Origin of the sequence: Hathewaya histolytica, from assembly GCF_901482605.1 — a bacterium.
Taxonomy (GTDB): domain Bacteria; phylum Bacillota; class Clostridia; order Clostridiales; family Clostridiaceae; genus Hathewaya; species Hathewaya histolytica.
This window is the reverse complement of the sequence record NZ_LR590481.1, coordinates 2,577,688-2,602,583: the sequence shown is the minus strand read 5'-3', so window position 1 is coordinate 2,602,583 and position 24,896 is coordinate 2,577,688. Positions and strand designations below refer to the sequence as shown.

Genomic DNA, 24,896 nt, shown 5'->3' with positions numbered 1-24,896 from the left:
TTTATATTACTAATTATTATATATAATTTATACTTATTAAAAATCTACATTAGCTATGGTTTACTTAAAGAAAGTAACTTCCTATAGGATATCTTTATGCTCTGAGTTTATATAACTCAGGGCTTTTTTCATATAATCTGAAGAGTTATTGAGTAATTATTTTGGGGGTGTGTGTATGGATGAGTATTATATGAAAATAGCTTTAGATCTAGCTAATAAGGGAAGAGGTAAAGTAAACCCTAACCCTATGGTAGGTGCAATAATTGTAAAAGACAATAGAATAATTGCCAGTGGTTATCATAAGGAATACGGAAAGGCTCATGCAGAAGTAGATGCAATAAATAATGCTATTGATGATGTAACAGGAGCTACTATGTATGTTAATTTAGAGCCATGTTTTCATTATGGTAAAACAGGACCATGCGTAGATAAAATTATAGAGAAGAAAATTAGTAGGGTTGTAATAGGTATGGTCGATCCTAATCCAATGGTTTCGGGAAAGGGAATTACAAAACTTAAAGAAGCTGGAATAGAAGTCGTTGTTGGGGTTTTGGAGAAAGAGAGCATAAAACTTAATGAAGTATTTATTAAGTATATAACTCATAAAAAACCCTTTGTTATATTAAAAACTGCTACGTCTTTAGATAGTAAAATAGCTACTATTTCAGGAGAATCAAAGTGGATTACTGGAGAGGAGTCAAGAATAGATGTCCATAAGTTAAGAGGTGAAGTTTCCGGGATTATGGTAGGTATAGATACAATTATAAAAGATAATCCTCAGTTAACATGCAGGGTGAAAGATACCATAAACCCTATAAGAATAATTGTGGATAGTCATCTTAGAATACCAATGGAATCAAAAGTATTACAAGGTATCAATAAAGCTAAAACAATTATTGCAACTACAGAAAAAGCTGATAAATGTAAATTATCTACTTTAACAAACTTAGGTGTGAAAGTACTAATCGTTAAATCAAAGTATGAAAGGGTAGATTTACAGGATTTAATGATTAAATTAGGTGAGTTAAGGATTGATAGTATCCTTTTAGAAGGAGGATCTACATTAAACTTTTCAGCTTTAGATGAATGTATAGTAGATAAGATACAAATTTATATTGCACCTAAGATAATCGGAGGAGAAAAAGCTAAAACCTCTATAGGGGGTAGAGGTATAACCTTATTAAAGGATGCCTATAAAGTTAAAAACCTCACTTCAAGTTTTACCGGAGAAGATATATTACTTGAAGGCTATATTGAAGGAGGGAGAGTATAGGTGTTTACAGGGATAGTTGAAGAAATAGGAGTAGTTAAAGGAATAAAGAATAGTGAGAGGTCTTCAAGTTTATTAATAAAAGCTAAGACTGTCTTAGAAAAAACACGTTTAGGGGATAGTATTTGCACCAATGGTATATGTCTTACAGTAACAAACTTAAGTGAAGATACATTTACAGTAGATGTAATGCCAGAAACTTTAAGAAGAAGTTCTTTAGGTGAACTTAATATTGGAAGTAAGGTTAACTTAGAGAGGGCAATGATTCTTCAAAGTAGATTTGGGGGACATGTGGTTAGTGGACATATCGACGGAATTGGGAAGATTAGTTCATTTATGAGAGAAGATAATGCTATTTGGATTACCATTAAAACATCAATTAATATATTAAAGTATGTAGTTGAAAAGGGGAGTATTGCTATAGATGGAATAAGCTTAACAGTAGCATATGTTGATAAGGAATGTTTTAAAGTTTCTATAATTCCACATACTGCTGAAAAAACAACACTAATTACCAAGAATATAGGAGATACAGTTAATCTTGAATGTGATGTAATAGGAAAGTATGTGGAGAAATTATTAAAATTTGATTTGGATATAAGTAATGTAAATAAGAGTCCTATAAGTGAAGATTTTCTTAGGGATAATGGATTTATGTAATAAATAGGGGGAATAGATATGGAGTTTAATACAATTGAGGAAGCAATAAATGATATTAAGAAAGGAAAAATGGTTATTGTTATTGATGATCCAGATAGGGAAAATGAGGGTGACTTGTTAATGTCAGCAGAGAAGGTTACTGGTGAAGCTATAAACTTCATGGCGAGGTATGGTAGAGGTCTTATATGTATGCCTATGGAAGAAGGGATACTTAAGAAGTTAAATATTAATCCAATGGTAGAAGATAATACAGATAATCATGAAACAGCTTTTACAGTTTCTGTTGACCATATTGATACAACTACAGGCATTTCAGCTTTTGAAAGAGCATTAACAATACAGAAGTTGCTAGAAGATAGTAATGGCCAAAATTTTAGAAGGCCAGGTCATGTTTTCCCATTAATAGCTAGAGAAGGTGGGGTATTAAAGAGAGTTGGGCATACGGAAGCAGCAGTGGATTTAGCTAAGCTTGCAGGATTAAAACCTTCAGGTGTTATATGTGAAATCATGAATGAGGATGGAACTATGGCAAGGACTAAACAATTAATGAAATTTGCCAAGGCTCATAATCTGAAAATTGTTACTATAGCTGATTTAGTAAACTATAGAAAAAAGAGAGAAAAGCTTATTGAAAGAGTGGTTGAGACTAAAATGCCAACTAAATACGGTGACTTTAAGTTATATGGGTTTATTAATAAGTTGAATGGAGAACATCATGTGGCATTAGTGAAAGGGGATATAAAATCTGGAGATTCTATACTAACTAGAGTACATTCAGAGTGTTTAACGGGAGACGTGTTAGGATCTAAAAGATGTGACTGCGGGGCACAATATGATGCAGCAATGAAGAAAATATCTAAAGAAGGTTGTGGGATTTTATTATATATGAGGCAAGAAGGAAGAGGAATAGGTCTTATCAATAAATTAAAGGCTTATGAATTACAAGATCAAGGTCTTGATACTGTAGAGGCAAATCTTAAATTAGGATTTCCTGCAGATATGAGGGACTATTACATAGCTGCGCAAATGCTTAAGGACTTAGGAGCTAAAAAGGTTAGACTTATGACGAATAACCCTAGAAAAATTAATGATTTAAATGGCTATGGTATAGAAGTGGTTGAGAGGGTATCTATTCAAATAAATCATAATGAGAACAATGAGTTTTATTTAAAGACTAAAAAAGAAAAATTAAATCATATGTTATCTTATTAAATTAATACAATATGGGGGAGTAAAAAATGAAAATATTTGAAGGAAATTTAATAGCGGAAGATATTAAAGTTGGTATTGTAGTTGGGAGATTTAATGAGTTTATTTCTTCAAAGTTACTAGGTGGAGCATTAGATGGATTAAAAAGGCATGGTGTTAGTAGCAATAACATAGAGATTGCATGGGTACCAGGAGCTTTTGAAATTCCATTAGTGGCTAAGAAAATGGTAAAGGAGGATAGGTATGATGCAGTTATATGTTTAGGTGCAGTTATTAAAGGTTCAACTCCACATTTTGATTATGTTTGTGCTGAGGCATCTAAGGGGATTGCAGCTATTTCATTAGCATCTGAAAAACCAGTAGTATTCGGAGTTTTAACCACAGATACAATTGAGCAAGCTATAGAAAGGGCTGGAACTAAGGCTGGAAATAAGGGGTATGATGCAGCAGTAACGGCTATAGAGATGGTAAATTTATTGAAGCAATTATAGTAAAAGACAATAGTTAACTATTAAAAAATTAATTATTATAATTTAAATTAGGGATTTATATTTATTAGAATTAAAAGCTAAAAGATACAGGAAAATTGTATATTAAGTAAATAATAAAAGTCTACTTAAATTTATAAAAATATTAAGTAGACTTTTGTTGTTATATAATTATTTTATTTTTGACCAATCAGAATCTGTATATTTATCATATTTAGTATCTGTACACTTAGGTAATTTTGCACCCATATCATCTCTTGAATGATCGAAAGAAATAGCTGAATCTGATTTATTAAAATAAGTATATCTTAATACGTTTCCTGCACCTACAGGATCATCAAATGTGCTATCTACATTATAGTATTTTCCATCAATTTTAACTATGTTCCAAGCATGTGGGCCACCGTTACCTAAACCAGTAACCATAAATGATTCTATTCCTACTTTGTTAAGTAATAAATTCATAGCCTTTGCATAGCCTTCACAAACAGCAGTTCCTAATATTAATGGTCCATAAGCAGAGTGATCATTAGGGTCATATATATTATTTTTAAAATTAGCATAGTTATATACTGTATTATTAACAATATAATCATGAATAGCTTTCTCTTTTTGTAATTCACTCATACCTTTTTTTATTATTGTATTAATTATAGTATCTACCTTTATAGTTACTTCTTCATTTTGAGATTGAAGTTTAGCTTTAGGTAGTGAATAGTTAGGTTTTAATGTAAGTTTATTGCCTATTCTTTCCCAACCCCAACTATTAAATCCATAGTTGAAATTATTACTGTTAAAGATTATTGATTTAACGATATCATTAAGTTTATCCCAATCATTAGGAGAGTAATCTTTTCCTAGGGTAATAGTTAATCTATCTGGATAAGAAGTCAAATTAGATTCTATCCTAGTTACTAAATCTTTTTCGGAGTTAACAGGAGAATTATTTTGATTTGTTTCACTAGGTTTAGTTTCAGTAGTTGGCTTGTCTTCATTCTTTTTATCAGGTTTAGTTTCAGTAGTCGGCTTGTCTTCATTCTTTTTATCAGGTTTAGTTTCAGTAGTTGGTTTGTCTTCGTTCTTTTTATCGGGTTTAGTTTCAGTAGTCGGTTTGTCTTCATTCTTTTTATCAGGTTTAGTTTCAGTAGTTGGTTTGTCTTCATTCTTTTTATCAGGTTTAGTTTCAGTAGTTGGTTTGTCTTCGTTCTTTTTATCAGGTTTAGTTTCAGTAGTTGGTTTGTCTTCGTTCTTTTTATCGGGTTTAATTTCAGTAGTCGGCTTGTTTTCGTTCTTTTTATCAGGTTTAACTTCTGTAGTTGGCTTTGTTTCATGTTTTTTATCGGGTTTATTTTGGGTATCTGGTTTTTTATCTTTTACTTTATCAGTTTTAGTCACAGTACTTGAATTGTCTTTTTTTGTTTTATTAGTTTTAGTTTTAATATCTAGCTTAGCCATACTAGTTTTATTATCTTTAATTACAACACCTGAATTTTCTTTGTGAGATTTACTAGTAGGCTTAGTTTGAGCCTTTGCTTTTGATTTAGAACCAACTTGAGCGATTAAAGTAGTTTTACTATTTTGTCTTTTTGTAGATTTTATGTTCTTGTCAGATTTAGATTGAATATTTTTATCAGAGTTATCAATATTTTTAGAGTTATCTTTATTATCTGATGTGGAAGGAGCTTTGGCAGTTTCGTTTTGCTTAGTAGAATCAGTAGAATTATCAGTTTTACTTTTTTCTTCAGGATTATTTGATTTTTTGCTAGCGTTATCATTAAACATATCATCGCTATATTGGGATTGTTCTTGAGTGGTAGTTGCCTTTTTAGAAACATTTTCAGGTTTATCTTTAACTGTACATGATGTAAAAGTTAAAGCAACAATTAAGTTTAATATTAATATTGATACTTTAGTTTTTCTCACTTTAAGTCCCCCTATATTTGAGAATAAATAAATTTGTTGGTAAATAGTACATAAAATAGTTTGAATGACTTCTATCTAACCTCCTTTATTTTAAAGATTATACTTGAACATTTTTAATATAATAGTAGATGGAATAAATAAGGTATTTTAAATTATATTATGTAGTTGTTAGCAAAACATGAATAAATTATGTATAATTAATGAACAAGGCTAATTAATTTGAAAAAAACTTAATTTTTAGAATAAAATATAAGTGAATTAAAAATAAATATGTGGTAAAAGGATGATAATGATAATAATTCTCTTTTAATTAATTAAAAAAAGTAGTATAATAAAATCATAGAATAAGTTTAAGGGGGTATTATAAAATGGATAGATCATTAAATGTTATTGATAAAAATTATAAACTTCTTATTAATGGTGAATGGGTAGATGGAACAGAAGGTAAAAGAATGATCAGCTATAACCCTAGTAATGGTGAAGAATTAGCAGAATTTATTGACGCTTCCCATTCTGATGTGGATGCAGCTGTTAGTGCAGCTTCAGAAGCCTTTAAAACTTGGAAAAATGTAAGTGTGCAAGAACGTAGCAATTTGTTACTTAAAATTGCTGATTTAATAGACGAAAATAAAGAACATTTAGCTATGGTTGAAACATTAGACAATGGAAAACCATTTAGAGAAACATCAAACGTGGACGTACCTTTAAGTTCAGATCATTTCCGCTATTTTGCTGGAGTTATCCGTTCAGAAGAAGGAACTTCTAAGATGCTTGATGAAAATACATTGTCAATTACATTAAAAGAGCCAATAGGAGTTGTGGGGCAAGTTATACCTTGGAATTTCCCACTATTGATGGCGGCGTGGAAATTAGCTCCAGCTCTTGCAGCAGGAAATACAGTTGTTATTCATCCTTCATCTTCTACTTCTCTTAGCTTGTTAGAACTTGGAAAGTTAATAAATCAAGTCCTACCTGCTGGAGTTGTAAACATTATAACAGGTAAAGGCTCAAAATCTGGAGATTATATGTTAAAACATGAAGGTTTTAGTAAGCTAGCATTTACTGGTTCTACAGAAATTGGATATGAAGTTGCAAAAGCAGCAGCAGATAAATTAATTCCAGCAACTTTAGAACTTGGTGGTAAATCTGCAAACATAGTTTTCAATGATGCTCCATGGGATAGAGCTATAGAGGGTGCACAAATTGGAATTTTATTTAACCAAGGACAAGTATGTTGTGCCGGATCAAGACTTTTCGTACAAGAGGGTATTTATGATAAATTTGTTACAGCGTTAAAAGAATCATTTGAAAAGGTTAAAGTTGGACTTCCTTGGGAAGAGGGTGTTCAAATGGGAGCACAAATCAACGAGAGACAACTTCAAAAGATACTTGAATTTGTTGAAATTGGTAAAGCAGAAGGAGCTAGATTGGTATCTGGTGGTAAGAGATTAGAGGTAGATTCTTTAAATAAAGGTGCCTTCTTAGCACCAACAATTTTAGCAGATGCTAATAATAACATGCGTGTTGCCCAGGAAGAGATTTTTGGACCTGTAGTAACTATAATTAAATTTAAAGATGAAGAAGAAGTTATTAAATTAGCTAATGATTCAGAATATGGTCTTGGTGGAGCTGTATGGTCAACTAATATTAACACTGCACTTCGTGTGGCTTCTAAAATAGAAACTGGACGTATGTGGATTAATACTTACAATCAATTACCTGCTGGAGCACCTTTCGGAGGATATAAGAAGTCTGGTATTGGTCGTGAAACTTATAAGAGTGTATTAGATGCTTATACACAAACAAAGAATATTTTCATTAGTATAAAAGATCAAACTGAAGGATTATACTAGAAATTTATGTTGTATACACTATAATAATGAACAAGAATATTAAGGTTAAATTATTGTTATAGGAACACTAAATATATATATAAAGTCAAAAACTCATAACTATTTATTTCTATAGTTATGAGTTTTTCTTTTAATATTGTACTTAAATATAAATTGTTTTCAACTATTCTTTTATAAGAATTTTTTCTATTTCTGCTATATACATTGTATGATGATCTTTTGTAGGATACCATTTTTCATCTAATTCACTTGTGATAAAGCATTCAGGCTTAAAATTTTGTGCATATAGTTTCTTACATATAATTGTAAGATTTGCTTCTTCAAAGTAAGGTGCATCATTTGAATGTGTAATTGTTAAATTACATTTAGAGATTTTATCTTCATCCCTACCAGATACAGTTCCAAGGTATTTTAGCTTATCTTTAAAGCTATCATCAAAGAATGTTAGAGAAAATCTATCAGCATTATCTACAAATTCTTTAGTGTAACGTTGAGGTCTTATGACGATATAAGTAACATTTTTTCCCCACATAACACCGAAGCCACCCCATGCTGCAGTCATGGTATTTATTTTATTATCTTTTTCTGCTGTTATTAGCATCCAATCCTTACCTATAAGTTGAAATGGACTTTTATTTAATTCTTCAGGTTTGATTTCTATAAATTTCTTCATAATATAATCCCCCTTAGTAATATAGATTGTTTTGTAAAGCACGCATGTATATATTATTATATAAATAATAACAAAAAGATAGTATAGATAATTATATAGGGGGAGAGTTGTATGTGGAAAAGGAGCTTGTTGTCTATTTAGAACCAGTTGATAAGTATAAGATGTCATATCTATAGTATTATAATATTTAATAGGGTATAATAAAGAAATATATATAAGAATCATATAATTAAATTACTATGTTAATTTTATTTTGAGAGGTTAAACATGACACAAAAATCAATTGAACAACAGTTTTGGAAATACGTAATCCCTTCAATGTTAACAATGCTATTAGCAGGTTTCTATGCAATTGTAGACGGTTTTTTTGTAGGACGTGCTACTGGTGATATAGGTCTTGCAGCTATAAATATTGCTTGGCCTATTGCTGCTGTAATACTTGCAGTGGGTACAGGAATAGGTATAGGTGGTTCGGTAATTATGTCTACATTAAATGGTAAGGGAGATATTGAGGGTTCAAATAAAGCACGTGGGAATACTATTTTTATGTTGATTGTTTCAACTATTGTACTAACATTAGGTTTTTCTATAACATATACTAATATCCTAAAATTTTTCGGTGCGGAAGGTAAGATTTATACAGCTGCTACAGAATATATCGGCGTAATTGCTTTTGCTTCAGGATTACAGTTGTTTGGGACAGGTTTGGCACCATTAATTCGTAATAGTGGAAAATCTATAATTGCTATGAGCATTATGATTAGTGGACTTATAGCAAATATTATTCTCGATGCATTATTTATTATGGTGCTTGGATTAGGGATATACGGAGCTGCAATTGCTACAGTAACTGCCCAAGGATTAGTAGCAGTGGCTAGTTTAATAGTAATTTTTTGTGATAAGAAAAATAAGTTTAAGGTTTGTGAACTTAAGCCTGATTGGATATTAATCCGTAAGATGCTTAAAATTGGAATGGCACCTTTTGGATTATCACTTTCACCATCAGTAATAATTATTTTTGCTAATTGGCAATGTATTAATTATGGTGGTGAGGTAGCTGTTGCTGCATATTCTGTTATATCCTATGTAGTTGCATCTATACAATCTCTTCTTCAGGGAGTTGGAGATGGAATACAACCACTTATAAGCTTTTGTAATGGTTCAAGACAATATAATAGCATGAATAAAATATTAAAAAAGGCAATTTCAACAGTGATTATTATTAGTGTTATAATATTTATAGCTATAATACCTGCACGAAATGTTTTGCCTAGTATATTTGGAAGTTCTAAGGAGACCGCAATTGTGATTAAAGATGCACTATTTTTATCTAGCTTTGCTTTTCCACTTATCGGGATAGTTAGATTATCCGCTGCTTATTTTTATGCAGTGGGTAGTACGCGTTTTTCATCATTGTTAGTATACTCTGATGCACTTATCATTACTCCATTTCTATTGATATTACTTCCGAGGATTTTAGGCCTTAGGGGAATCTGGTTATCATTAGTGGTAGCTCAGGGGATCTTGATGATTTTAGTTGGGTTTATGTTTAATAAGCATTATAAGAGTTTAAAAGAGGAAATGTGTATAGATAACGAAGGAAATAAGTCTGCGTAACTTTTATAAATATATTTTTTATCGATAAGTTATATAAGATAATTAAATATATGTTGTATATAGGTTTACTAAGAAAAAGACAAAGCATCAAGATGAGGCTTTGTCTTTTCAGTATTCATATGTTTAATAAATCGTTGAATTTCTTTATTTGGATTTTCATTATTAGTACCATGGGTCTTTTTCCAATCACTCCATTTTACATCAAAAGAATCACTATTTTCTTTGCAGTATTCATAGAAACTTTTTAAAAATCTACCTCTTTCATTATTGGTGAAAGAGTCAAGTTTATCTTTCTTGAAGTTTGCTAACATGACTTGCCTTTTAATTATATCATCAGCAGTAACTTCTTTAGAATTTTTCATCATATCATACATAGCCATAAATGTAGTTGTTCTTCCGATACCTTCTTTACAGTGGAAGTGTAGCCAAATATCCTTGGGCTGTTTTTTTACCCATTGAACAAAGTAATCAACCATTTCATCAGTAGGAATTTTACCATCTGTAACAGGTACACGTAAATATGATAGTGATTTAGAGTTAACGAGTTGATTCTCACTTTGAACACTTTCTACTATAACCTTCATATCAGGATGGTTATAGAATGTGATAGGTTCACCTAATTTAATACTAGCGAGTTTAGCCGCTTCATCGGATAATACTTCTTTCATTGTTAAGCCTTGATTAGCATTATTCTTTGCACCTTTCCAACTAACGGGAATACCATTAATAAATCCATGGGATTCTTGCCTCAAGTCTACAATTGTTATAGGTTTTGAATTACCTATAGAATTTATTATAAGAGGAAGATTAAATGCAGAAAATTGCTGGCTACCAGAAATATTTAATGTATTTAAACCTTTAAGATTTAAGTTATTATTATCGACATCCGTTAAATCAGAAGTTTTACGAAAACGCTTTGGAAGAGTTTTAGTGTTTAAGGAATCTGTAACAAGGTTAACATCTTCATTATTTCTAGTTGTACTAATAGTTTGTTTTGCTTCAACTATGGATATAGTAGAGAAAAATGTAGCTAATAATATTAATAAAATAGAGAAACGTATGTTAAATTTTTTATACAATGTATTCACCTCTATATAGTCATTATTTATGTGGTAAATTATTATTGCTAAAGCTTATTCTATTTATTAATATATATATTTTAACGTATTCTTATACAAGTTGTTAATTAGCAAACATATAAGACATTTCACTAAATAAGAATTTATGGTATGAAAGGTATGATATTATAAAATTCTAATATAATTTTGAGTATATTTTTTTTAGTAATTTATAAAAAAATAAAGCATATACTTAAGGTGGAAGGAGTATCCTATTATTAAGAACTATAGGATAACTTTACACCTTACTTTTATATGCTTAAGATTTAGAAGTGATTAATTGATATTTTCATCTAATAAATTATCTGCTTCATCCTCTGTTAAGTTTTTTACTAGGATAATTTCATCTACTAAGAACTTTCTAGCATTTGTTAACATTTGCTTTTCAGTGGAATTAAGGGATTTCTCTTTGCTTAGACATGTTAAATCATAAACTACTTCTAAGTTTTCTTTTAAGGAGCCAGATTTAATTTTATCCATGTTGGATTGATATCTTTGCTTAGATGAAATGTTGTCGTTTGAGCTGAAGTCTGTAGTATTTAAATCTAATAGTATTTTATCTAGTGTAGATTCATTAGTAACTAAACGTAAATTAGAGTCGATTATTCTGTCCATGGGAATCATTAGTTGCATATTATTTGTTAACATTTTTATAATATAATATTTTTTCTTTTCTCCTGAAAAGTCCTTTTCTTCTATACCTTGAATTACTCCTGCACCTTGCATTGGATAAATAATTTTATCGCCAATTTCAAACAAATAACTCACCTCCATATATGTAACTATATTAAGTATAACATATATGAAGGTTTTTATCAAATTTATAATTTTAACATGGAATATATATGCATGTCAATATTTTATTTCAATTATTTTATTTTTAAATAAATTAATAATGATTTATGATTGATTTTTTAATTTTATGAAGTATGAATTGGGTTATTTAACATATTAAAAATATAAACCTTCTCAAGTTTATCAGAGAAGGTTTATATTACGTCCAATTCTCAGCCCATTTTTGAATTTCATCCATAGCCTTTTGAAGATTTTTTCCTTTTTCAGTTAGTTCATATTCAATACGCACAGGCATTTCAGCATATACTCTGCGGATTATAATTCCTTGTTCCTCTAATTCTTTAAATCTTTCTGTAAGCATACGAGCACTTAAATTAGGAATCATTTCTTGAATATCAGAAAACCTTTTAGCTCCATTTAGTAAGGAACGTATAATCAATCCAGTCCATCTTTTTCCTAATAGTGTAAAAGCGGCTTCAAATTTAGGGCATAAATGACAGTTATCCATTCATATCATCTCCTATAATTATCTTATCATATTTACTTGACAAAAGTAAGTATCTTATTATATTATAGTTACATAAAGTAAGTTAATATAAATAAATAATTATATTAAGTTATGTAATTATTTATTTAGAAGTTTTAACTTAGTATATTTTTAATATAAACAGTGAAAAGTATGTTTAATTTAAAAAATATATTTAAAAGGAGAATATAAAATGGCAAAATTATTATATATAAATTCGAACCCTAAACCTGAAGAGAAATCTTATAGTTTAACAGTAGGTAATGCTTTTATAGATGCATACAAAGAAGTTAATCCTGAAGATGAAGTAATAACTTTAGATTTATATAAAATGGACATTCCTTTAATTGATGAGGACACTTTTAGTGCATGGTATAAATTTGAAGAAGGTCTTTCTTTTGAGGAATTAACTTCAAAAGAGCAAAAAAATATAACTAATATGAATGTCATATTAGAACAATTTTTATCTGCTGACAAGTATGTATTTGTTACACCACTTTGGAATTTTTCAGTGCCACCAATGATGAAAGCTTATATAGATAATGTATGTATTGCTGGAAAGACATTTAAGTACACTGAAAACGGTCCAGTTGGACTTTTAACAGGAAAAAAAGCTATCCATATTCAATCTAGAGGAGGAGTGTATTCAAAATCTCCTGCAAGTGATGTTGAAATGGGTGATAAATATATGGATACGGTATTAGGATTTATAGGGATTAATGATAGGGCATCTATTATTATAGAAGGTGTTAATTCAATGGCGGATAAGGCAGAGGTAATTAAAGAAAATGCTATGTCTAGAGCTAGAGAAGTGGCAAAAACATTTTAGTTATTTTAGGTATTTCATATAATTTATAAAATAAGAATTTATAAGATAATTAATAGAGCTATTGATATTTAATAATATCAATAGCTCTATTTGTATTATTTTTCTTTCATAATCATTAGATAATAGTCAGTTCCGAATTCACTATTGAATTGACTTTCTAATTCTTTAAGTCTTTTTTCTTCAGTTTCTTTTAAATTTGCATATTTAATTTGGTTATTAGAATTTGTAAAATTGTTATCCATTTTAATATCACCTCAAGATTATTTATATCCAATGAGGATGTAAAATATGTAAGTAAGATTTGGTAAAATAATATATAAATCTGAATATATATTTATGGAAAGAATAAAATGTGCAAGTGTTATAAAGAAAAATATAATTAAGTGTAACCTATATAATTATCACACCATAGAGTAAGAATGAAGGGGGTTAATTTTCAAAAATTTACGTAAAATTGTTAAAAAATATATATAAATAGGAATATTTATGATAAAATTATTATAAATATTTTAAGTATTATCAGAATATTGGGAATAGTATTACAAATAGTTGAAAGGGGGAATAAAAAATGTTAGAAAAAAAGGGTTTATCTAAAAATGCTTATGGAGGTGTTAAGGGGCAGGATTATGTTCCCTATATATCTATTGAAGATGCACTTCCTGAACTAACTACAGTTTCCGTTATACTAGGATGTATTTTAGCTATTATATTTGGAGTTGCCAATACGTACTTAGGTCTTAAAGTAGGAATGACTATAGCAGCAGGAATACCAGCGGCTATATTATCCACATCTATATTAAAGGGAGTTTGCAAGAGGAACAATATTTTAGAGACCAATATAATACAAGCTATGGCTTCCATGGGAGAATCTTTGGCAGGAGGACTTATTTTTATAATACCAGCTGTTATAGTTTTAGGATCTAAACTAACATTAACAATGACAATACTTGTTTCTTTATTTGGAGGTGCTTTAGGAATATTATTTGTAATGCCATTAAGAAAGTACTTAACTATAGAGGAACATGGGAAATTAATTTATCCAGAAGGTATGGCTGCGGCAGAAGTACTTGTTAATAGTAGTGCGGGAGGAAAAGGCTTTAAGAATATGTTAACTGGTTTAATAGGAGGAGGAGTTTATAAGTTTTTATCTGGAGGTCTAGGTTTATGGGTAGAGTCACCAGTGTGGACTATAAAATCTTTCCACGGTACAATTTTTGGGATTGATGCAATGGCATCTTTAATTGGTGTAGGATATATAGTTGGAATAAAAATTGCCATGTACATGTTTTCAGGAGCTGTAGTTGCAAATTATGTTTTAGTTCCGTTGATAAAGTATTTTGGAGCAGGAAATGTTAATGCTTTATATCCCGCAGTAAATATTATATCTAATATGGGTGCAAAAGAAATAGCTTCTTCTTATGTAAAATATATAGGTGCTGGAGCTGTTGCGGCAGGTGGATTTATAAGCATAGGGAAAGCTTTACCTGTAATAATTAGTTCTTTTAAATCAGCCTTAAAAGGATTGAAATCAAACTCAGATAAAATTTCTAATAAAAGAGATAAGGACCTTCCTATAACGTGGGTTATAATAGTTTCAGTCTTAGTATTTTTCTTAAGTTGGTTCTTGCCAATGATTAATACTGGATGGTTAGGCGCACTATTATCAGTAATATTTTCTTTCTTTTTTGCAGTTGTATCTGCTAGAATAGTTGGACTTATAGGGACTTCTAATAATCCTATATCGGGTATGACTATAGCGTCATTATTATTTATATCTGCCGCACTGAAGGCAACGGGTAAAATAGACAATGGAGGAATGCTTGCAGCTATATTAGCGGCTTCTATAGTATGTGTAGTTGTAGCAATAGCTGGTGGAACAGCTCAAGCTTTTAAAACTTCTTATGTGTTAGGGGGAACGCCTAAAAATTTAGAGATAACTATGTATATAGCTGTTGTAGTTACTTGTGCTGTTATAGGGGGAGTAATACTTATGCTTCATAAAGTTTATGGGATTGGCTCAACACAAGTTCCAGCTCCACAAGCAAATCTAATGGCAATGATAGTTAAGGGGGTTATGAGTGGACAGTTACCTTGGACTTTAGTTATAACAGGAATGATGCTTGCTATAATGTGTGAGTTTATGAATATTCCGGTACTACCATTTGCTTTAGGGTTGTATCTTCCAATAAACTTAAGTGCAGGAGTTTTATCAGGAGCAATTATAAGAGTATTAATAGATAAAAAGTTTAAGAACAATGCCAACAAACTTGAAGCATCTACACAAAAAGGTATACTTACAGCATCAGGCTTAGTAGCAGGAGATGCATTAATGGGTATAGTTATTGCTATATTTGCTTATGTTAATTTAACAGATACTTTAGCAATAGGTCCTAAAATAGCAAAAAATATTGTTACTAGCCCATGGAGTGCAGCTGTTGTATTAGTGGTAGGGTGTGTAATGTTTTTTAGTTATACTTCTAAAGTAGAAGAAATATAAAAATATAGTATATAATAAATTTCCTTGGTAATAGGATTTAATGATTACTATAATTTTTTAAGGAGGAACTATGAAAAAAGAGGAAGATAAAAATTTTCTTTTTTATATACCTATTAAAAAATACAATAATTACGAGATAAAAAATAATAAAGTATTTTTGGTATTTCATCATGATAAGATTTTAGAAAAGATAATGAGGTGGCTTGTAAAAAAACCTTATAAAAGTGATATAGAGCTTGACACTATAGGAAGCTTCATTTGGATAAATATAGATGGAGAATCTACAGTATACGATTTAGGTGAAAAGTTGAAAAATGAATTTGGTGATAAGTGCAATCCTATTTATGATAGGTTAATCTTATATTTAAGGTACCTCTATAAAAGGGGATGGATTGGGTTGAAGGAAATGGAAGAAAAATAAATTAAAAACTAAAACCTCTTTATACAAAGAATGTATAAAGAGGTTTTTTTATTAAATAAAAGTATAAAAGGTTAGTAGACTAATGAACTAAATGTAAATAAAATTAAAAGAATAAAGTTATATAGCCATATAATAATCTTTAAATGTTAAAAGGAATATAATGTTGTTGACCAGTGAATGAAAAAATGATATTATTTTCAATATTGTTAGCCGACTAATTAAAAGGAGGTATTATAGTGCAATGTTTTGATAAAGATTCTTTATATTATTCATTTGTGGATGTGGAAAAAGTTCATTATAAAAGAATACATATGCTTCTTGAAGAGATAGGATTATACCCAGGTCAACCACACTTATTATTAGCACTTCAATTAGAAGAGGGTCAAAGCCAAAAAGAATTAGCTGATAAGATGAAGATTAAACCTGCAACAATTACGGTTATGATTAAAAGGATGGAGAAGGAAGGTTTAGTGGAACGTATACAAGATACGGAGGATCAACGTATTTCTAGGGTCTATCTAACTGAAAAAGGGAAAGATAAATGTAAGGAAGTATACAGAATCACAGAAATTTTAGAAGGTGAGTGCTTTAAGGGATTTACCACAGAAGAGCAGATTTTACTTAGAAGGTTATTTATTAATATGAAAGATAACCTTATAGAATCTATAAAAAATAGTTCTAAATAATAAATTAGATTAATTTTAATTAAGTTAAGGAGTGGAGATGAGCAATTATGATTAAGTTATTTAAATTTCTAAAGAAATATTCGGCTTATATAATAACTGTGTTGGTACTGCTATTTTTCCAATCTATGTCTGAATTATATCTACCAAACTTAATGTCTAAGATCGTAGATACTGGTATAGTAAAGGGAGATACAAATTATATATTAAGGGTTGGAGGATTTATGCTTGTAGTTGCTGCCTTAGGAACTATTTGTACAGTTATAGCAAGTTATTTATCTTCTAAAACAGCATCTGCTTTTGGAAGAGATATTAGAAATAAGGTATTTACACAGGTTGAAGGTTTCTCATTAAATGAAGTTGATAAAATAGGTACAGCTTCTCTTATTACAAGAACTACCAACGATATTAACCAAGTTCAGCAAGTTGTTGTTATAATATTACGTATGATGGTAAATGCGCCTATTATGTGCATTGGTGGCATAATTATGGCTGTTTCAAAGGATGCAAAACTTTCCTTAGTACTGGTAGCAGTTGTGCCAATACTTGCATGTGTGATTTCTGTTATTGCACTAAAGGGTGTTCCATTATTTAGAGTAATGCAAACAAAGCTTGATAAACTAAATCGTGTATTACGTGAAAACTTAACTGGTATTAGAGTAATACGTTCATTTAATCGTATAGATTTTGAGAAAAAACGTTTCAATAATTCAAATAAAGACCTTACAAGTACAGCTGTAAAGGTAAATAGAGTAATGGGACTTTTGATGCCGGCATTAATGTTAATAATGAACTTTACTACAATAGCTATAATTTGGTTTGGTGGAATTCGTATTGACAATGGAAATATGCAAGTTGGAGATTTAATGGCATTTATCCAATATGCAATGCAAATTATGTTTTCTCTTATTATGGTTTCTATGCTTTTTGTATTAATACCTCGTGCATCAGCATCAGCAGATAGAATTAACGAAGTATTAGATATAAAAACTGAGATTAAAGATCCAGAGGTACCTATAAATGCAAACGCAAAAAGAGGAAATATAGAATTTAAAAATGTAACTTTCAGCTACGAAGGTGCAGAGAGTCCAGCTATAAGTAACATTTCATTTAACGCAGGTCCAGAAGAAGTTACAGCTATAATAGGGGGAACCGGTTCAGGAAAATCCACAATGATAAGTCTTATTCCTCGTTTTTATGATATAAATGGAGGGGGCAGTATCCTAGTAAACGATGTTGATATTCGTGATATGAGCCAAGAAGACTTGAGAAGTAAAATAGGATTTGTTCCGCAAAAATCTGTATTATTTAGCGGTACAATCGAAGAAAATATTAAGTATGGTAAAGAAGAGGCTACAGAAGAAGAGGTAAGATATGCAGCAGAAATATCACAGGCATCAGGATTTATAGAAAGTATGGAAGATGGATATAAGTCTTTTATAGCACAAGGTGGTACTAATGTTTCAGGTGGACAAAAGCAGCGTCTTTCCATTGCTAGAGCTTTAGTTAGAAATCCAGAAATATATGTGTTTGATGATAGTTTCTCCGCACTTGACTTTAAAACAGATGCAAAATTACGTGGGGCACTTAAAGCTGAAACTAAGAATTCTACAGTGATTATAGTAGCTCAAAGAGTAAGTACAGTAATTGATGCAGATAGAATTATAGTTTTAGATGAAGGTGAAATTAAAGGAATTGGAACTCATAAAGAACTTTTAAATAACTGTGATGTATATAGGGAAATTGTATCTTCACAGCTTTCAGAGGAGGAGTTGTAATGAGTGAAGAAAAAAATAACAGAGTAAATGAAAGAAAAGGACCAGGCCATGGACCACGTATGGGAATGCCTGTAGAAAAAGCAAAAGATTTTAAAGGAACATTGAAAAGATTATTAGGATATTTGAAACATTTTAAGTTTCAGCTAGGGTTAGTAGTATTAATGGCTATTTTAAGTACAACTTTTACAGTTATAAGTCCCGATATTATGGGTAAGGTAACTGACAAGTTACTTCAAGGTGTATTTATGAAAATGAAAAATGTACCTGGAGCTAAAATAGACTTTGGATATATAAAAAATATATTAGTCCTATTAATAGTATTATATGTAACTAGTGCAATCTTTAGTTATATACAACAATATATAATGGCAGGAATTGCTCAAAAGACCGTATTTAATATGCGTACAGATGTGAATGAGAAACTTGCAAGATTACCACTTAAATATTTTGATTCACATACCCATGGTGAAATTTTAAGTCGTGTAACAAATGATGTAGATAATATAAGCACAACACTTCAGCAAAGTATTACTCAATTAATTACATCTGTAGTGACTCTTATAGGCATAATTATTATGATGCTTAGAATAAGTCCGCTTATGACACTTATATGCTTTATTACAATACCTCTTTCTGTTATTGTAACTAAAAACATAGCTACACGTTCTCAAAAGTTTTTTGCAAAACAACAGAAAGAATTAGGGGAACTTAATGGACATATTGAGGAGATGTATACTGGACATAAAATAATAAAAGCCTTTGGAAGAGAAGAAGAATCAATAGATGAATTTGATAAAATTAATAAAAAACTTTATGAATCTAACTGGAAAGCACAATTTATATCTGGTATTATAATGCCTTTAATGACTTTTATAAATAACATTGGTTATGTATTTGTTTGTGTTGTTGGTGGAATTTTGGTTACAAAAAGAAGATTGAATATCGGGAACATACAGGCGTTTATTATGTATTCAAAACAATTTACGCAACCTATAGTTCAAACTGCAAATATAGCAAATATAATTCAATCTACAGTGGCATCAGCTGAACGTGTTTTTGAACTGTTAGATGAAGAAGAACAAATACCTGATAAGGAAAATTCTAAAGTTATAGAGTTACCTAAAGGAGAAGTGAAGTTTGAAAATGTTGAGTTTGGGTATAAAAAGGGTGAAACTCTTATTGATAATATGAATATCGATGTTAAAAAAGGGCAGACAATTGCAATTGTTGGGCCTACAGGTGCAGGAAAAACTACTATTATAAATTTATTAATGAGATTCTATGAAATTGATAGTGGAAGAATAACTGTTGATGGAATTGATATTAGAGATATAAAACGTGGGGATTTACGTAATATGTTTGGTATGGTTCTTCAAGATACCTGGTTATTTAGTGGTACTATAAGAGAAAATATTGCATATGGCCGAGAAGGTGCTACAGAAGAGGATGTTATAAATGCTGCAAAATTAGCACATGCAGATCACTTTATAAGGACATTACCAGATGGTTACGATACATTAATAAATGAAGAAGCATCTAATATTTCACAAGGACAAAAGCAATTACTTACTATAGCACGCGCTATACTAGCAAATCCTAGCATTCTTATTCTAGATGAAGCTACAAGTAGTGTAGATACAAGAACTGAATTATATATACAGAATGCTATGGCAGAATTAATGAAGGGAAGAACAAGTTTCGTGATTGCTCACAGATTGTCTACAATTCGCGATGCAGATTTAATTCTTGTTATGAATCGTGGAACAGTTATAGAACAAGGAAACCATGAAGAGCTTTTGAGGAAAGATGGCTTTTATGCAGATCTTTATAATAGTCAATTTAAAGGGAATAATAAAGCTATTTAAAAATTATAGAGAAACATGGCTACACAAGCTATGTTTCTCTTTATTAGTTTTATATATTAAAATGAATTTAGGTATTTTAATAAGAATAGGAGTGTTACAAATGAGTATAGAAAAATTAACAGAGGCAATTCAGCAATTTAATCAAGAAAGGGATTGGGATAAGTTTCATAACTTGAAAGATCTGGCAATCTCCATAAGTTTGGAATCTAGTGAATTATTAGAATGCTTCCAGTGGAAGGAAGTGGATTATAAATCATTAAATGAAGAGGATAAGCTTAAGCTAAAAGAAGAAATAGCAGATGTTGCTATTTATTTATTGATGTTCTGTAATAAGGCTAATATAAATTTAGAAGAAGCAATAGAAGAAAAAATAAAGAAAAATTCTATAAAATATCCTGTAGATAAATTTAAGGGTAGCTCTAAAAAATATAATGAGATTTAGCATAAACCCAAAATTTAATACATAGATATAGAGTACGGCATATAATACACATATATAACAAGCCATATAATATATTTTAAATATTCTGAAAAATTTTAGCGGATTTCTTGAAGATTTTAATAAAGGCTTGTATAATGTTTACATAGATAAATAAAAAAGGGGGAATTACAATGAGTAAGAAAAAAAAGAGAAGTTTCCCAACGGCATTTACTGTATTATTTATAGTTTTAATTGCAGTAGCTATACTTACCTATGTAGTACCAGCAGGGTCTTATTCTAAGTTAAGCTATGATAGTGATAAAAAGGTGTTCACTGTAACTAAACCAGATGAAACATCTGAAGAAATGAGTGGTACTCAGGAAACTTTAGATAAACTAAAAATTAAAGTTAGCGTAGATAAGTTTAAAGATGGGAGTATTAACAAGCCTATAGCTATTCCAGATACCTATGAAAAAGTGAAACAAAAACCACAAGGCTTCTATGATGTAATAAAAGCACCAATAAAAGGTGTTTATGATACTATTGAAGTTATAATGTTTGTATTTATAATAGGTGGCGTTATTGGGGTTTTAAATAGCAGTGGAGCCTTCGATGCAGGGATGGCGAGTTTATCACGTGCTACTAAGGGAAGAGAGTTCTTGCTTATTGTTATTATGACGGCATTAATAGCATTAGGTGGGACAACCTTTGGGCTTGCGGAAGAAACTATTGCACTTTATCCCATATTAGTGCCGGTGTTTATGGTGGCAGGCTATGATGCTTTAGTGTGCATAGCAGCGCTTTATATGGGATCTTCCATAGGAACAATGTTCTCTACTGTAAACCCATTCTCAGCAGTTATAGCATCCAATACATCTGGAATACCTTTTACATCAGGATTTATTTTTAGAATAGTTGGGTTAGTAATAGCTGTAGTTATAACAATTGTATATATTGTACGATATGGTATGAAGGTGAAGAAAGACCCAAGTAAATCACTTATATATAGTCAAAAAGATGAAATTGAAGAAAAGTTTTTAAAGAGTTATGCTTCTAAAGAAGTACCAAAGTTTACTTTAAGGCGTAAGCTAATGTTAATTATATTTACGCTTACTTTTGCAGTTATGATTTGGGGGGTATCATCCCAAGACTGGTTTTTTATTGAGATGACAGCATTATTCCTTGTAGTTGGAATAATTCTTGGAGTAATTTCTGGTATGGGAGAAAAAGAGTTTGTAAATAAATTTATAGAAGGTTCAGCTGATTTAGTGGGAGTTGCACTAGTTATTGGTGTTGCAAGAGGAATAAATCTAATTATGGAAAATGGTATGATTTCAGATTCAATCTTGTATTATGCATCAGGAGCTGTAAAGGGAATGCATCCAAGTATATTTATACTGGTAATGCTTATTGTATATATTATTCTTGGATTCTTTATACCATCATCTTCAGGGCTTGCAGTTTTATCGATGCCTATAATGGCACCACTTGCAGATACTGTAGGACTTCCAAGAGAAGCAGTTGTAAGTGCTTACTTATTTGGACAAGGTTTGATAGCCTTTATAACTCCAACAGGACTTATACTTGCAACCTTAGCTATGGTCGATGTAACCTATGATAAATGGCTTAAGTTTATAATGCCCCTTATGGGATATATAACGGCTTTAGCAGCAGTAATGTTATTAGTTCAATCTTTCTTTAGTTAAAACACTATAATATAGGTAAAAATATTATAATATAATTAGAAAAACCTTCTTTAAAGTATATAGTTAAGCTATTTATTTTGAGAGGGTTTTGTTATTTTAGAAAACTTATAAGCAGAAGTAAAAGGCAATATGAAATGTATTTACATTTGATACATTGAGTTCACAGAAGTCTATTTTATATGGTACTATAAGATTATATATTAAATGAGAAAGGACTTAAACTATGGGTAAATCACTGGTATTAGCAGAAAAGCCATCTGTGGCTAGAGAAATTGCAAGAGTTTTAAAATGCAATAAAAAGGGTAATGGTTGTTTAGAAGGAAGTAAATATATAGTAACTTGGGCTTTAGGACATTTAGTGACTTTAGCTGATCCTGAAGCTTATGACGATAGATATAAATCATGGAAGATGGAAGACTTACCTATGCTTCCACAGAAATTAAAGCTTGTTGTAATTAAGAAGAGTGGAAAACAATTTTATGCTGTAAAAGAGCAGATGAATAGAAAAGATGTAGATGAAATAATAATAGCTACAGATGCAGGGCGTGAGGGTGAACTTGTAGCTAGATGGATTATAGAAAAGGCACATGTTAAAAAACCATTAAAACGTCTTTGGATATCATCTCAAACAGATAAAGCAATTTTAGATGGGTTCAAAAACTTAAAGAATGGAAATAAATATGACAGTCTTTACAAAGCAGCTATAGGAAGAGCCGAGGCTGATTGGTATGTAGGTATAAATGCAACTAGAGCACTAACTTGTAAGTATAATGCTCAATTATCAGCAGGGCGCGTTCAATCTCCAACTTTAGCTATGATTGTGGAAAGAGAAGAGGAGATAAAGAATTTTAAACCTAAGAATTATTACAATATAATGGCTAAGAATAAAGGATTTAAACTTAAATGGATAGGAAAAGATAAAAATAGCAATATTTTCGAAGAAGATAAAGCTAATGAAATTGTGAACAAACTTAAAGGTAAAGAGTGCAAGGTTATAGATGTTAAAGAAAACTACAAGAAGAATTTTGCACCACTTCTTTATGACTTAACTGAGCTTCAAAGAGATGCAAATAGAATATTTGGTTATTCTGCAAAGCAAACTCTATCTATTATGCAAAGGTTATATGAAAATCATAAGATTTTAACTTATCCTAGAACAGATTCTAGATATATATCTTCAGATATTGTAGATACATTGGAAGAAAGGTTAAAAACTATTTCAATACCACAATATAAAGCTATTGCAAATGAAATCTTAAAAAATAAAATAAAAGCACATAAGGGATTTGTAGATAACAATAAGGTCTCAGATCACCATGCTATAATCCCTACAGAAGAGAGAGCTATAATATCACGTTTAAGTTCTGAGGAAAGGAACATATATGAGCTTGTTATAAGAAGATTTTTATCAGTTATGCTCCCACCTTATGAATATATTCAAACTACTGTTTCCGCAAGTATTTTGGACGAAGAGTTTGTAGTTAAAGGAAATAGGGTTAAGTCTAAGGGATGGAAGATAGTTTATAATAAGGATGAAGATTTAAATTCAGAGGATAATGAAGATTTAAAAGAAAGTGATACTTTACCTGAATTTAAAAAGGGAGATATCATAAGTATAAACTCTATAGATTTAGAAAAGCTTCAGACAAAAGCTCCTTCTAGGTTTAATGAAGGTACATTATTATCAGCTATGGAAAACCCTCAAAAGTACGTACACTTAGATAAGGTTTCTGCTAAGACCTTAGGAGAAACAGGGGGTATAGGTACAGTAGCGACAAGAGCGGATATAATAGAGAAGTTATTTAATATGTTTTATATAGAGAAGAAAGGTAAAGAGATCATACCAACATCAAAGGGCAAACAACTTATAGATCTTGTACCTAAGGATTTAAAATCTCCACTTTTAACAGCGAAGTGGGAAGGGGAATTAGATTTAATAAGTAAAGGTAAAAAAGACAATAAAGACTTTATTCAAGGTATGAAAAACTATACTATGGATATAATAAAAGAAGTAAAAATGAGCAATGATAAATTTGTTCATGACAATCTTATAAGACGAAAATGTCCTGATTGTGGCAAATTAATGTTAGAAGTTAAGGGTAAACATGGAATTATGAATGTATGTCAAGATAGGGAATGTGGATATAGAGAGACCATAAGCAAATTTACAAATGTTAGATGTCCTCAATGTCATAAGAAATTGGAACTTAGAGGTGAGGGGGAAGGCCAGATTTATGTATGTACAACCTGCTCTTTTAGAGAAAAACTTTCTTCCTACAACAAGAAGTATAGAAATAAGGATGAAAAGGTTAATAAGAAGGATGTTTCAAGGTATATGAAAAAGATGCAAAAGGAGAACGAAGGACCTTTAAATTCAGCTTTGGCAGATGCATTATCAAAACTGAAAATTTAAGAAAAATAAAAAAAATTTACAAAATTAGTTATTGCATAAGGAAACATATAGTGATATAATAACTGCAATAGATGATTTTATGTGCTATGAAGATTTAACACGATCAATAACATTCCTCTTTAAGGAACGGTATGTGCATCAGTTTTAAATC

The 24,896-nt window shown here is 30.4% G+C and carries 21 protein-coding genes; 15 read left to right on the top strand and 6 right to left on the bottom strand.

What is annotated here, in order from left to right:
- Positions 1 to 175: 175 nt before the first annotated feature.
- From ribD to ribH, 4 genes are read left to right on the top strand one after another with little or no spacing between them, the layout of a single operon-like run.
- Positions 176 to 1,273, top strand: a complete 1,098-nt coding sequence (gene ribD / locus FGL08_RS12555; RefSeq protein ID WP_138211103.1) for a bifunctional diaminohydroxyphosphoribosylaminopyrimidine deaminase/5-amino-6-(5-phosphoribosylamino)uracil reductase RibD — start codon at positions 176 to 178, stop codon at positions 1,271 to 1,273.
- Positions 1,274 to 1,930, top strand: coding sequence for a riboflavin synthase (locus FGL08_RS12550; RefSeq protein ID WP_138211102.1), 657 nt, complete (start codon positions 1,274 to 1,276; stop codon positions 1,928 to 1,930).
- 18 nt (positions 1,931 to 1,948) lie between these two features.
- Positions 1,949 to 3,142, top strand: a complete 1,194-nt coding sequence (locus FGL08_RS12545) for a bifunctional 3,4-dihydroxy-2-butanone-4-phosphate synthase/GTP cyclohydrolase II (protein ID WP_138211101.1) — start codon at positions 1,949 to 1,951, stop codon at positions 3,140 to 3,142.
- 26 nt (positions 3,143 to 3,168) lie between these two features.
- Positions 3,169 to 3,630 carry a 6,7-dimethyl-8-ribityllumazine synthase gene (gene ribH, locus FGL08_RS12540; RefSeq protein ID WP_138211100.1) on the top strand — a complete coding sequence of 154 codons (462 nt, stop codon included), beginning with the start codon at positions 3,169 to 3,171 and terminating at the stop codon, positions 3,628 to 3,630.
- 168 nt (positions 3,631 to 3,798) lie between these two features.
- On the opposite strand, the gene FGL08_RS12535 is transcribed toward ribH, so the two are convergent.
- Positions 3,799 to 5,550: a transglutaminase domain-containing protein gene (locus tag FGL08_RS12535; protein WP_138211099.1), complete on the bottom strand. Its 1,752-nt coding sequence runs from the start codon at positions 5,548 to 5,550 to the stop codon at positions 3,799 to 3,801.
- A 368-nt stretch (positions 5,551 to 5,918) separates the two neighbouring features.
- Here FGL08_RS12535 and FGL08_RS12530 point away from each other — a divergent pair, with 368 nt between their 5' ends.
- Positions 5,919 to 7,403 (top strand): aldehyde dehydrogenase family protein, encoded by a 1,485-nt coding sequence (locus tag FGL08_RS12530; protein WP_138211098.1) that lies wholly within the window; start codon positions 5,919 to 5,921, stop codon positions 7,401 to 7,403.
- 163 nt (positions 7,404 to 7,566) lie between these two features.
- On the opposite strand, the gene FGL08_RS12525 is transcribed toward FGL08_RS12530, so the two are convergent.
- Positions 7,567 to 8,076 carry a flavin reductase gene (locus tag FGL08_RS12525; protein WP_138211097.1) on the bottom strand — a complete coding sequence of 170 codons (510 nt, stop codon included), beginning with the start codon at positions 8,074 to 8,076 and terminating at the stop codon, positions 7,567 to 7,569.
- Between the two features lie 267 nt (positions 8,077 to 8,343).
- On the opposite strand from FGL08_RS12525, the gene FGL08_RS12520 reads away from it, so the two are divergent.
- Positions 8,344 to 9,693 (top strand): MATE family efflux transporter, encoded by a 1,350-nt coding sequence (locus tag FGL08_RS12520; protein ID WP_138211096.1) that lies wholly within the window; start codon positions 8,344 to 8,346, stop codon positions 9,691 to 9,693.
- A 68-nt stretch (positions 9,694 to 9,761) separates the two neighbouring features.
- Here the strand turns inward: FGL08_RS12520 and FGL08_RS12515 are convergent, their stop codons facing one another.
- The 3 genes from FGL08_RS12515 to FGL08_RS12505 form a co-directional block, all read right to left on the bottom strand.
- Positions 9,762 to 10,772, bottom strand: a complete 1,011-nt coding sequence (locus tag FGL08_RS12515; RefSeq protein WP_138211095.1) for a fused DSP-PTPase phosphatase/NAD kinase-like protein — start codon at positions 10,770 to 10,772, stop codon at positions 9,762 to 9,764.
- Positions 10,773 to 11,087: 315 nt separating this feature from the next.
- A complete protein-coding gene (locus FGL08_RS12510) occupies positions 11,088 to 11,579 on the bottom strand; it encodes a CarD family transcriptional regulator (protein ID WP_243118021.1) in 492 nt (163 codons plus the stop codon).
- Positions 11,580 to 11,805: 226 nt separating this feature from the next.
- Positions 11,806 to 12,114 carry a winged helix-turn-helix transcriptional regulator gene (locus FGL08_RS12505; protein WP_138211093.1) on the bottom strand — a complete coding sequence of 103 codons (309 nt, stop codon included), beginning with the start codon at positions 12,112 to 12,114 and terminating at the stop codon, positions 11,806 to 11,808.
- 211 nt (positions 12,115 to 12,325) lie between these two features.
- Between FGL08_RS12505 and FGL08_RS12500 the strand changes: the two genes are divergently transcribed.
- Positions 12,326 to 12,961 (top strand): FMN-dependent NADH-azoreductase, encoded by a 636-nt coding sequence (locus FGL08_RS12500; protein WP_138211092.1) that lies wholly within the window; start codon positions 12,326 to 12,328, stop codon positions 12,959 to 12,961.
- 95 nt (positions 12,962 to 13,056) lie between these two features.
- On the opposite strand, the gene FGL08_RS12495 is transcribed toward FGL08_RS12500, so the two are convergent.
- Positions 13,057 to 13,203 (bottom strand): polynucleotide phosphorylase, encoded by a 147-nt coding sequence (locus tag FGL08_RS12495; RefSeq protein WP_138211091.1) that lies wholly within the window; start codon positions 13,201 to 13,203, stop codon positions 13,057 to 13,059.
- A 326-nt stretch (positions 13,204 to 13,529) separates the two neighbouring features.
- On the opposite strand from FGL08_RS12495, the gene FGL08_RS12490 reads away from it, so the two are divergent.
- The 8 genes from FGL08_RS12490 to FGL08_RS12455 all read left to right on the top strand — a co-directional run bounded on the left by FGL08_RS12490 (position 13,530) and on the right by FGL08_RS12455 (position 24,745).
- A complete protein-coding gene (locus tag FGL08_RS12490) occupies positions 13,530 to 15,458 on the top strand; it encodes an OPT family oligopeptide transporter (RefSeq protein WP_138211090.1) in 1,929 nt (642 codons plus the stop codon).
- A 70-nt stretch (positions 15,459 to 15,528) separates the two neighbouring features.
- Entirely contained in the window at positions 15,529 to 15,879 is a 351-nt protein-coding gene (locus FGL08_RS12485) for a PqqD family protein (RefSeq protein ID WP_138211089.1), read from the top strand.
- A 236-nt stretch (positions 15,880 to 16,115) separates the two neighbouring features.
- Positions 16,116 to 16,565 (top strand): MarR family winged helix-turn-helix transcriptional regulator, encoded by a 450-nt coding sequence (locus FGL08_RS12480; protein ID WP_243117988.1) that lies wholly within the window; start codon positions 16,116 to 16,118, stop codon positions 16,563 to 16,565.
- 47 nt (positions 16,566 to 16,612) lie between these two features.
- Positions 16,613 to 18,340: an ABC transporter ATP-binding protein gene (locus tag FGL08_RS12475; protein ID WP_138211088.1), complete on the top strand. Its 1,728-nt coding sequence runs from the start codon at positions 16,613 to 16,615 to the stop codon at positions 18,338 to 18,340.
- Positions 18,340 to 20,205: an ABC transporter ATP-binding protein gene (locus FGL08_RS12470; protein WP_138211087.1), complete on the top strand. Its 1,866-nt coding sequence runs from the start codon at positions 18,340 to 18,342 to the stop codon at positions 20,203 to 20,205. Before FGL08_RS12475 ends, FGL08_RS12470 begins: the two co-directional genes overlap by 1 nt.
- 100 nt (positions 20,206 to 20,305) lie before the next feature.
- Positions 20,306 to 20,647, top strand: coding sequence for a nucleotide pyrophosphohydrolase (locus tag FGL08_RS12465; RefSeq protein ID WP_138211086.1), 342 nt, complete (start codon positions 20,306 to 20,308; stop codon positions 20,645 to 20,647).
- A 170-nt stretch (positions 20,648 to 20,817) separates the two neighbouring features.
- A complete protein-coding gene (locus FGL08_RS12460; RefSeq protein WP_138211085.1) occupies positions 20,818 to 22,332 on the top strand; it encodes a YfcC family protein in 1,515 nt (504 codons plus the stop codon).
- A 223-nt stretch (positions 22,333 to 22,555) separates the two neighbouring features.
- Complete coding sequence (locus FGL08_RS12455) at positions 22,556 to 24,745, top strand: DNA topoisomerase III (protein ID WP_138211084.1); 2,190 nt, start codon at positions 22,556 to 22,558, stop codon at positions 24,743 to 24,745.
- Positions 24,746 to 24,896: the final 151 nt, after the last annotated feature.

Coding starts and splice junctions, on each gene's coding strand:
- ribH (WP_138211100.1), top strand. CDS start 3,169: ATGAAAATATTTGAAGGAAATTTAATAGCGGAAGATATTAAAGTTGGT.
- FGL08_RS12455 (WP_138211084.1), top strand. CDS start 22,556: ATGGGTAAATCACTGGTATTAGCAGAAAAGCCATCTGTGGCTAGAGAA.
- FGL08_RS12490 (WP_138211090.1), top strand. CDS start 13,530: ATGTTAGAAAAAAAGGGTTTATCTAAAAATGCTTATGGAGGTGTTAAG.
- FGL08_RS12485 (WP_138211089.1), top strand. CDS start 15,529: ATGAAAAAAGAGGAAGATAAAAATTTTCTTTTTTATATACCTATTAAA.
- FGL08_RS12475 (WP_138211088.1), top strand. CDS start 16,613: ATGATTAAGTTATTTAAATTTCTAAAGAAATATTCGGCTTATATAATA.
- FGL08_RS12460 (WP_138211085.1), top strand. CDS start 20,818: ATGAGTAAGAAAAAAAAGAGAAGTTTCCCAACGGCATTTACTGTATTA.
- ribD (WP_138211103.1), top strand. CDS start 176: ATGGATGAGTATTATATGAAAATAGCTTTAGATCTAGCTAATAAGGGA.
- FGL08_RS12505 (WP_138211093.1), bottom strand. CDS start 12,114: ATGGATAACTGTCATTTATGCCCTAAATTTGAAGCCGCTTTTACACTA.
- FGL08_RS12470 (WP_138211087.1), top strand. CDS start 18,340: ATGAGTGAAGAAAAAAATAACAGAGTAAATGAAAGAAAAGGACCAGGC.
- FGL08_RS12525 (WP_138211097.1), bottom strand. CDS start 8,076: ATGAAGAAATTTATAGAAATCAAACCTGAAGAATTAAATAAAAGTCCA.
- FGL08_RS12520 (WP_138211096.1), top strand. CDS start 8,344: ATGACACAAAAATCAATTGAACAACAGTTTTGGAAATACGTAATCCCT.
- FGL08_RS12545 (WP_138211101.1), top strand. CDS start 1,949: ATGGAGTTTAATACAATTGAGGAAGCAATAAATGATATTAAGAAAGGA.
- FGL08_RS12530 (WP_138211098.1), top strand. CDS start 5,919: ATGGATAGATCATTAAATGTTATTGATAAAAATTATAAACTTCTTATT.
- FGL08_RS12500 (WP_138211092.1), top strand. CDS start 12,326: ATGGCAAAATTATTATATATAAATTCGAACCCTAAACCTGAAGAGAAA.
- FGL08_RS12495 (WP_138211091.1), bottom strand. CDS start 13,203: ATGGATAACAATTTTACAAATTCTAATAACCAAATTAAATATGCAAAT.
- FGL08_RS12465 (WP_138211086.1), top strand. CDS start 20,306: ATGAGTATAGAAAAATTAACAGAGGCAATTCAGCAATTTAATCAAGAA.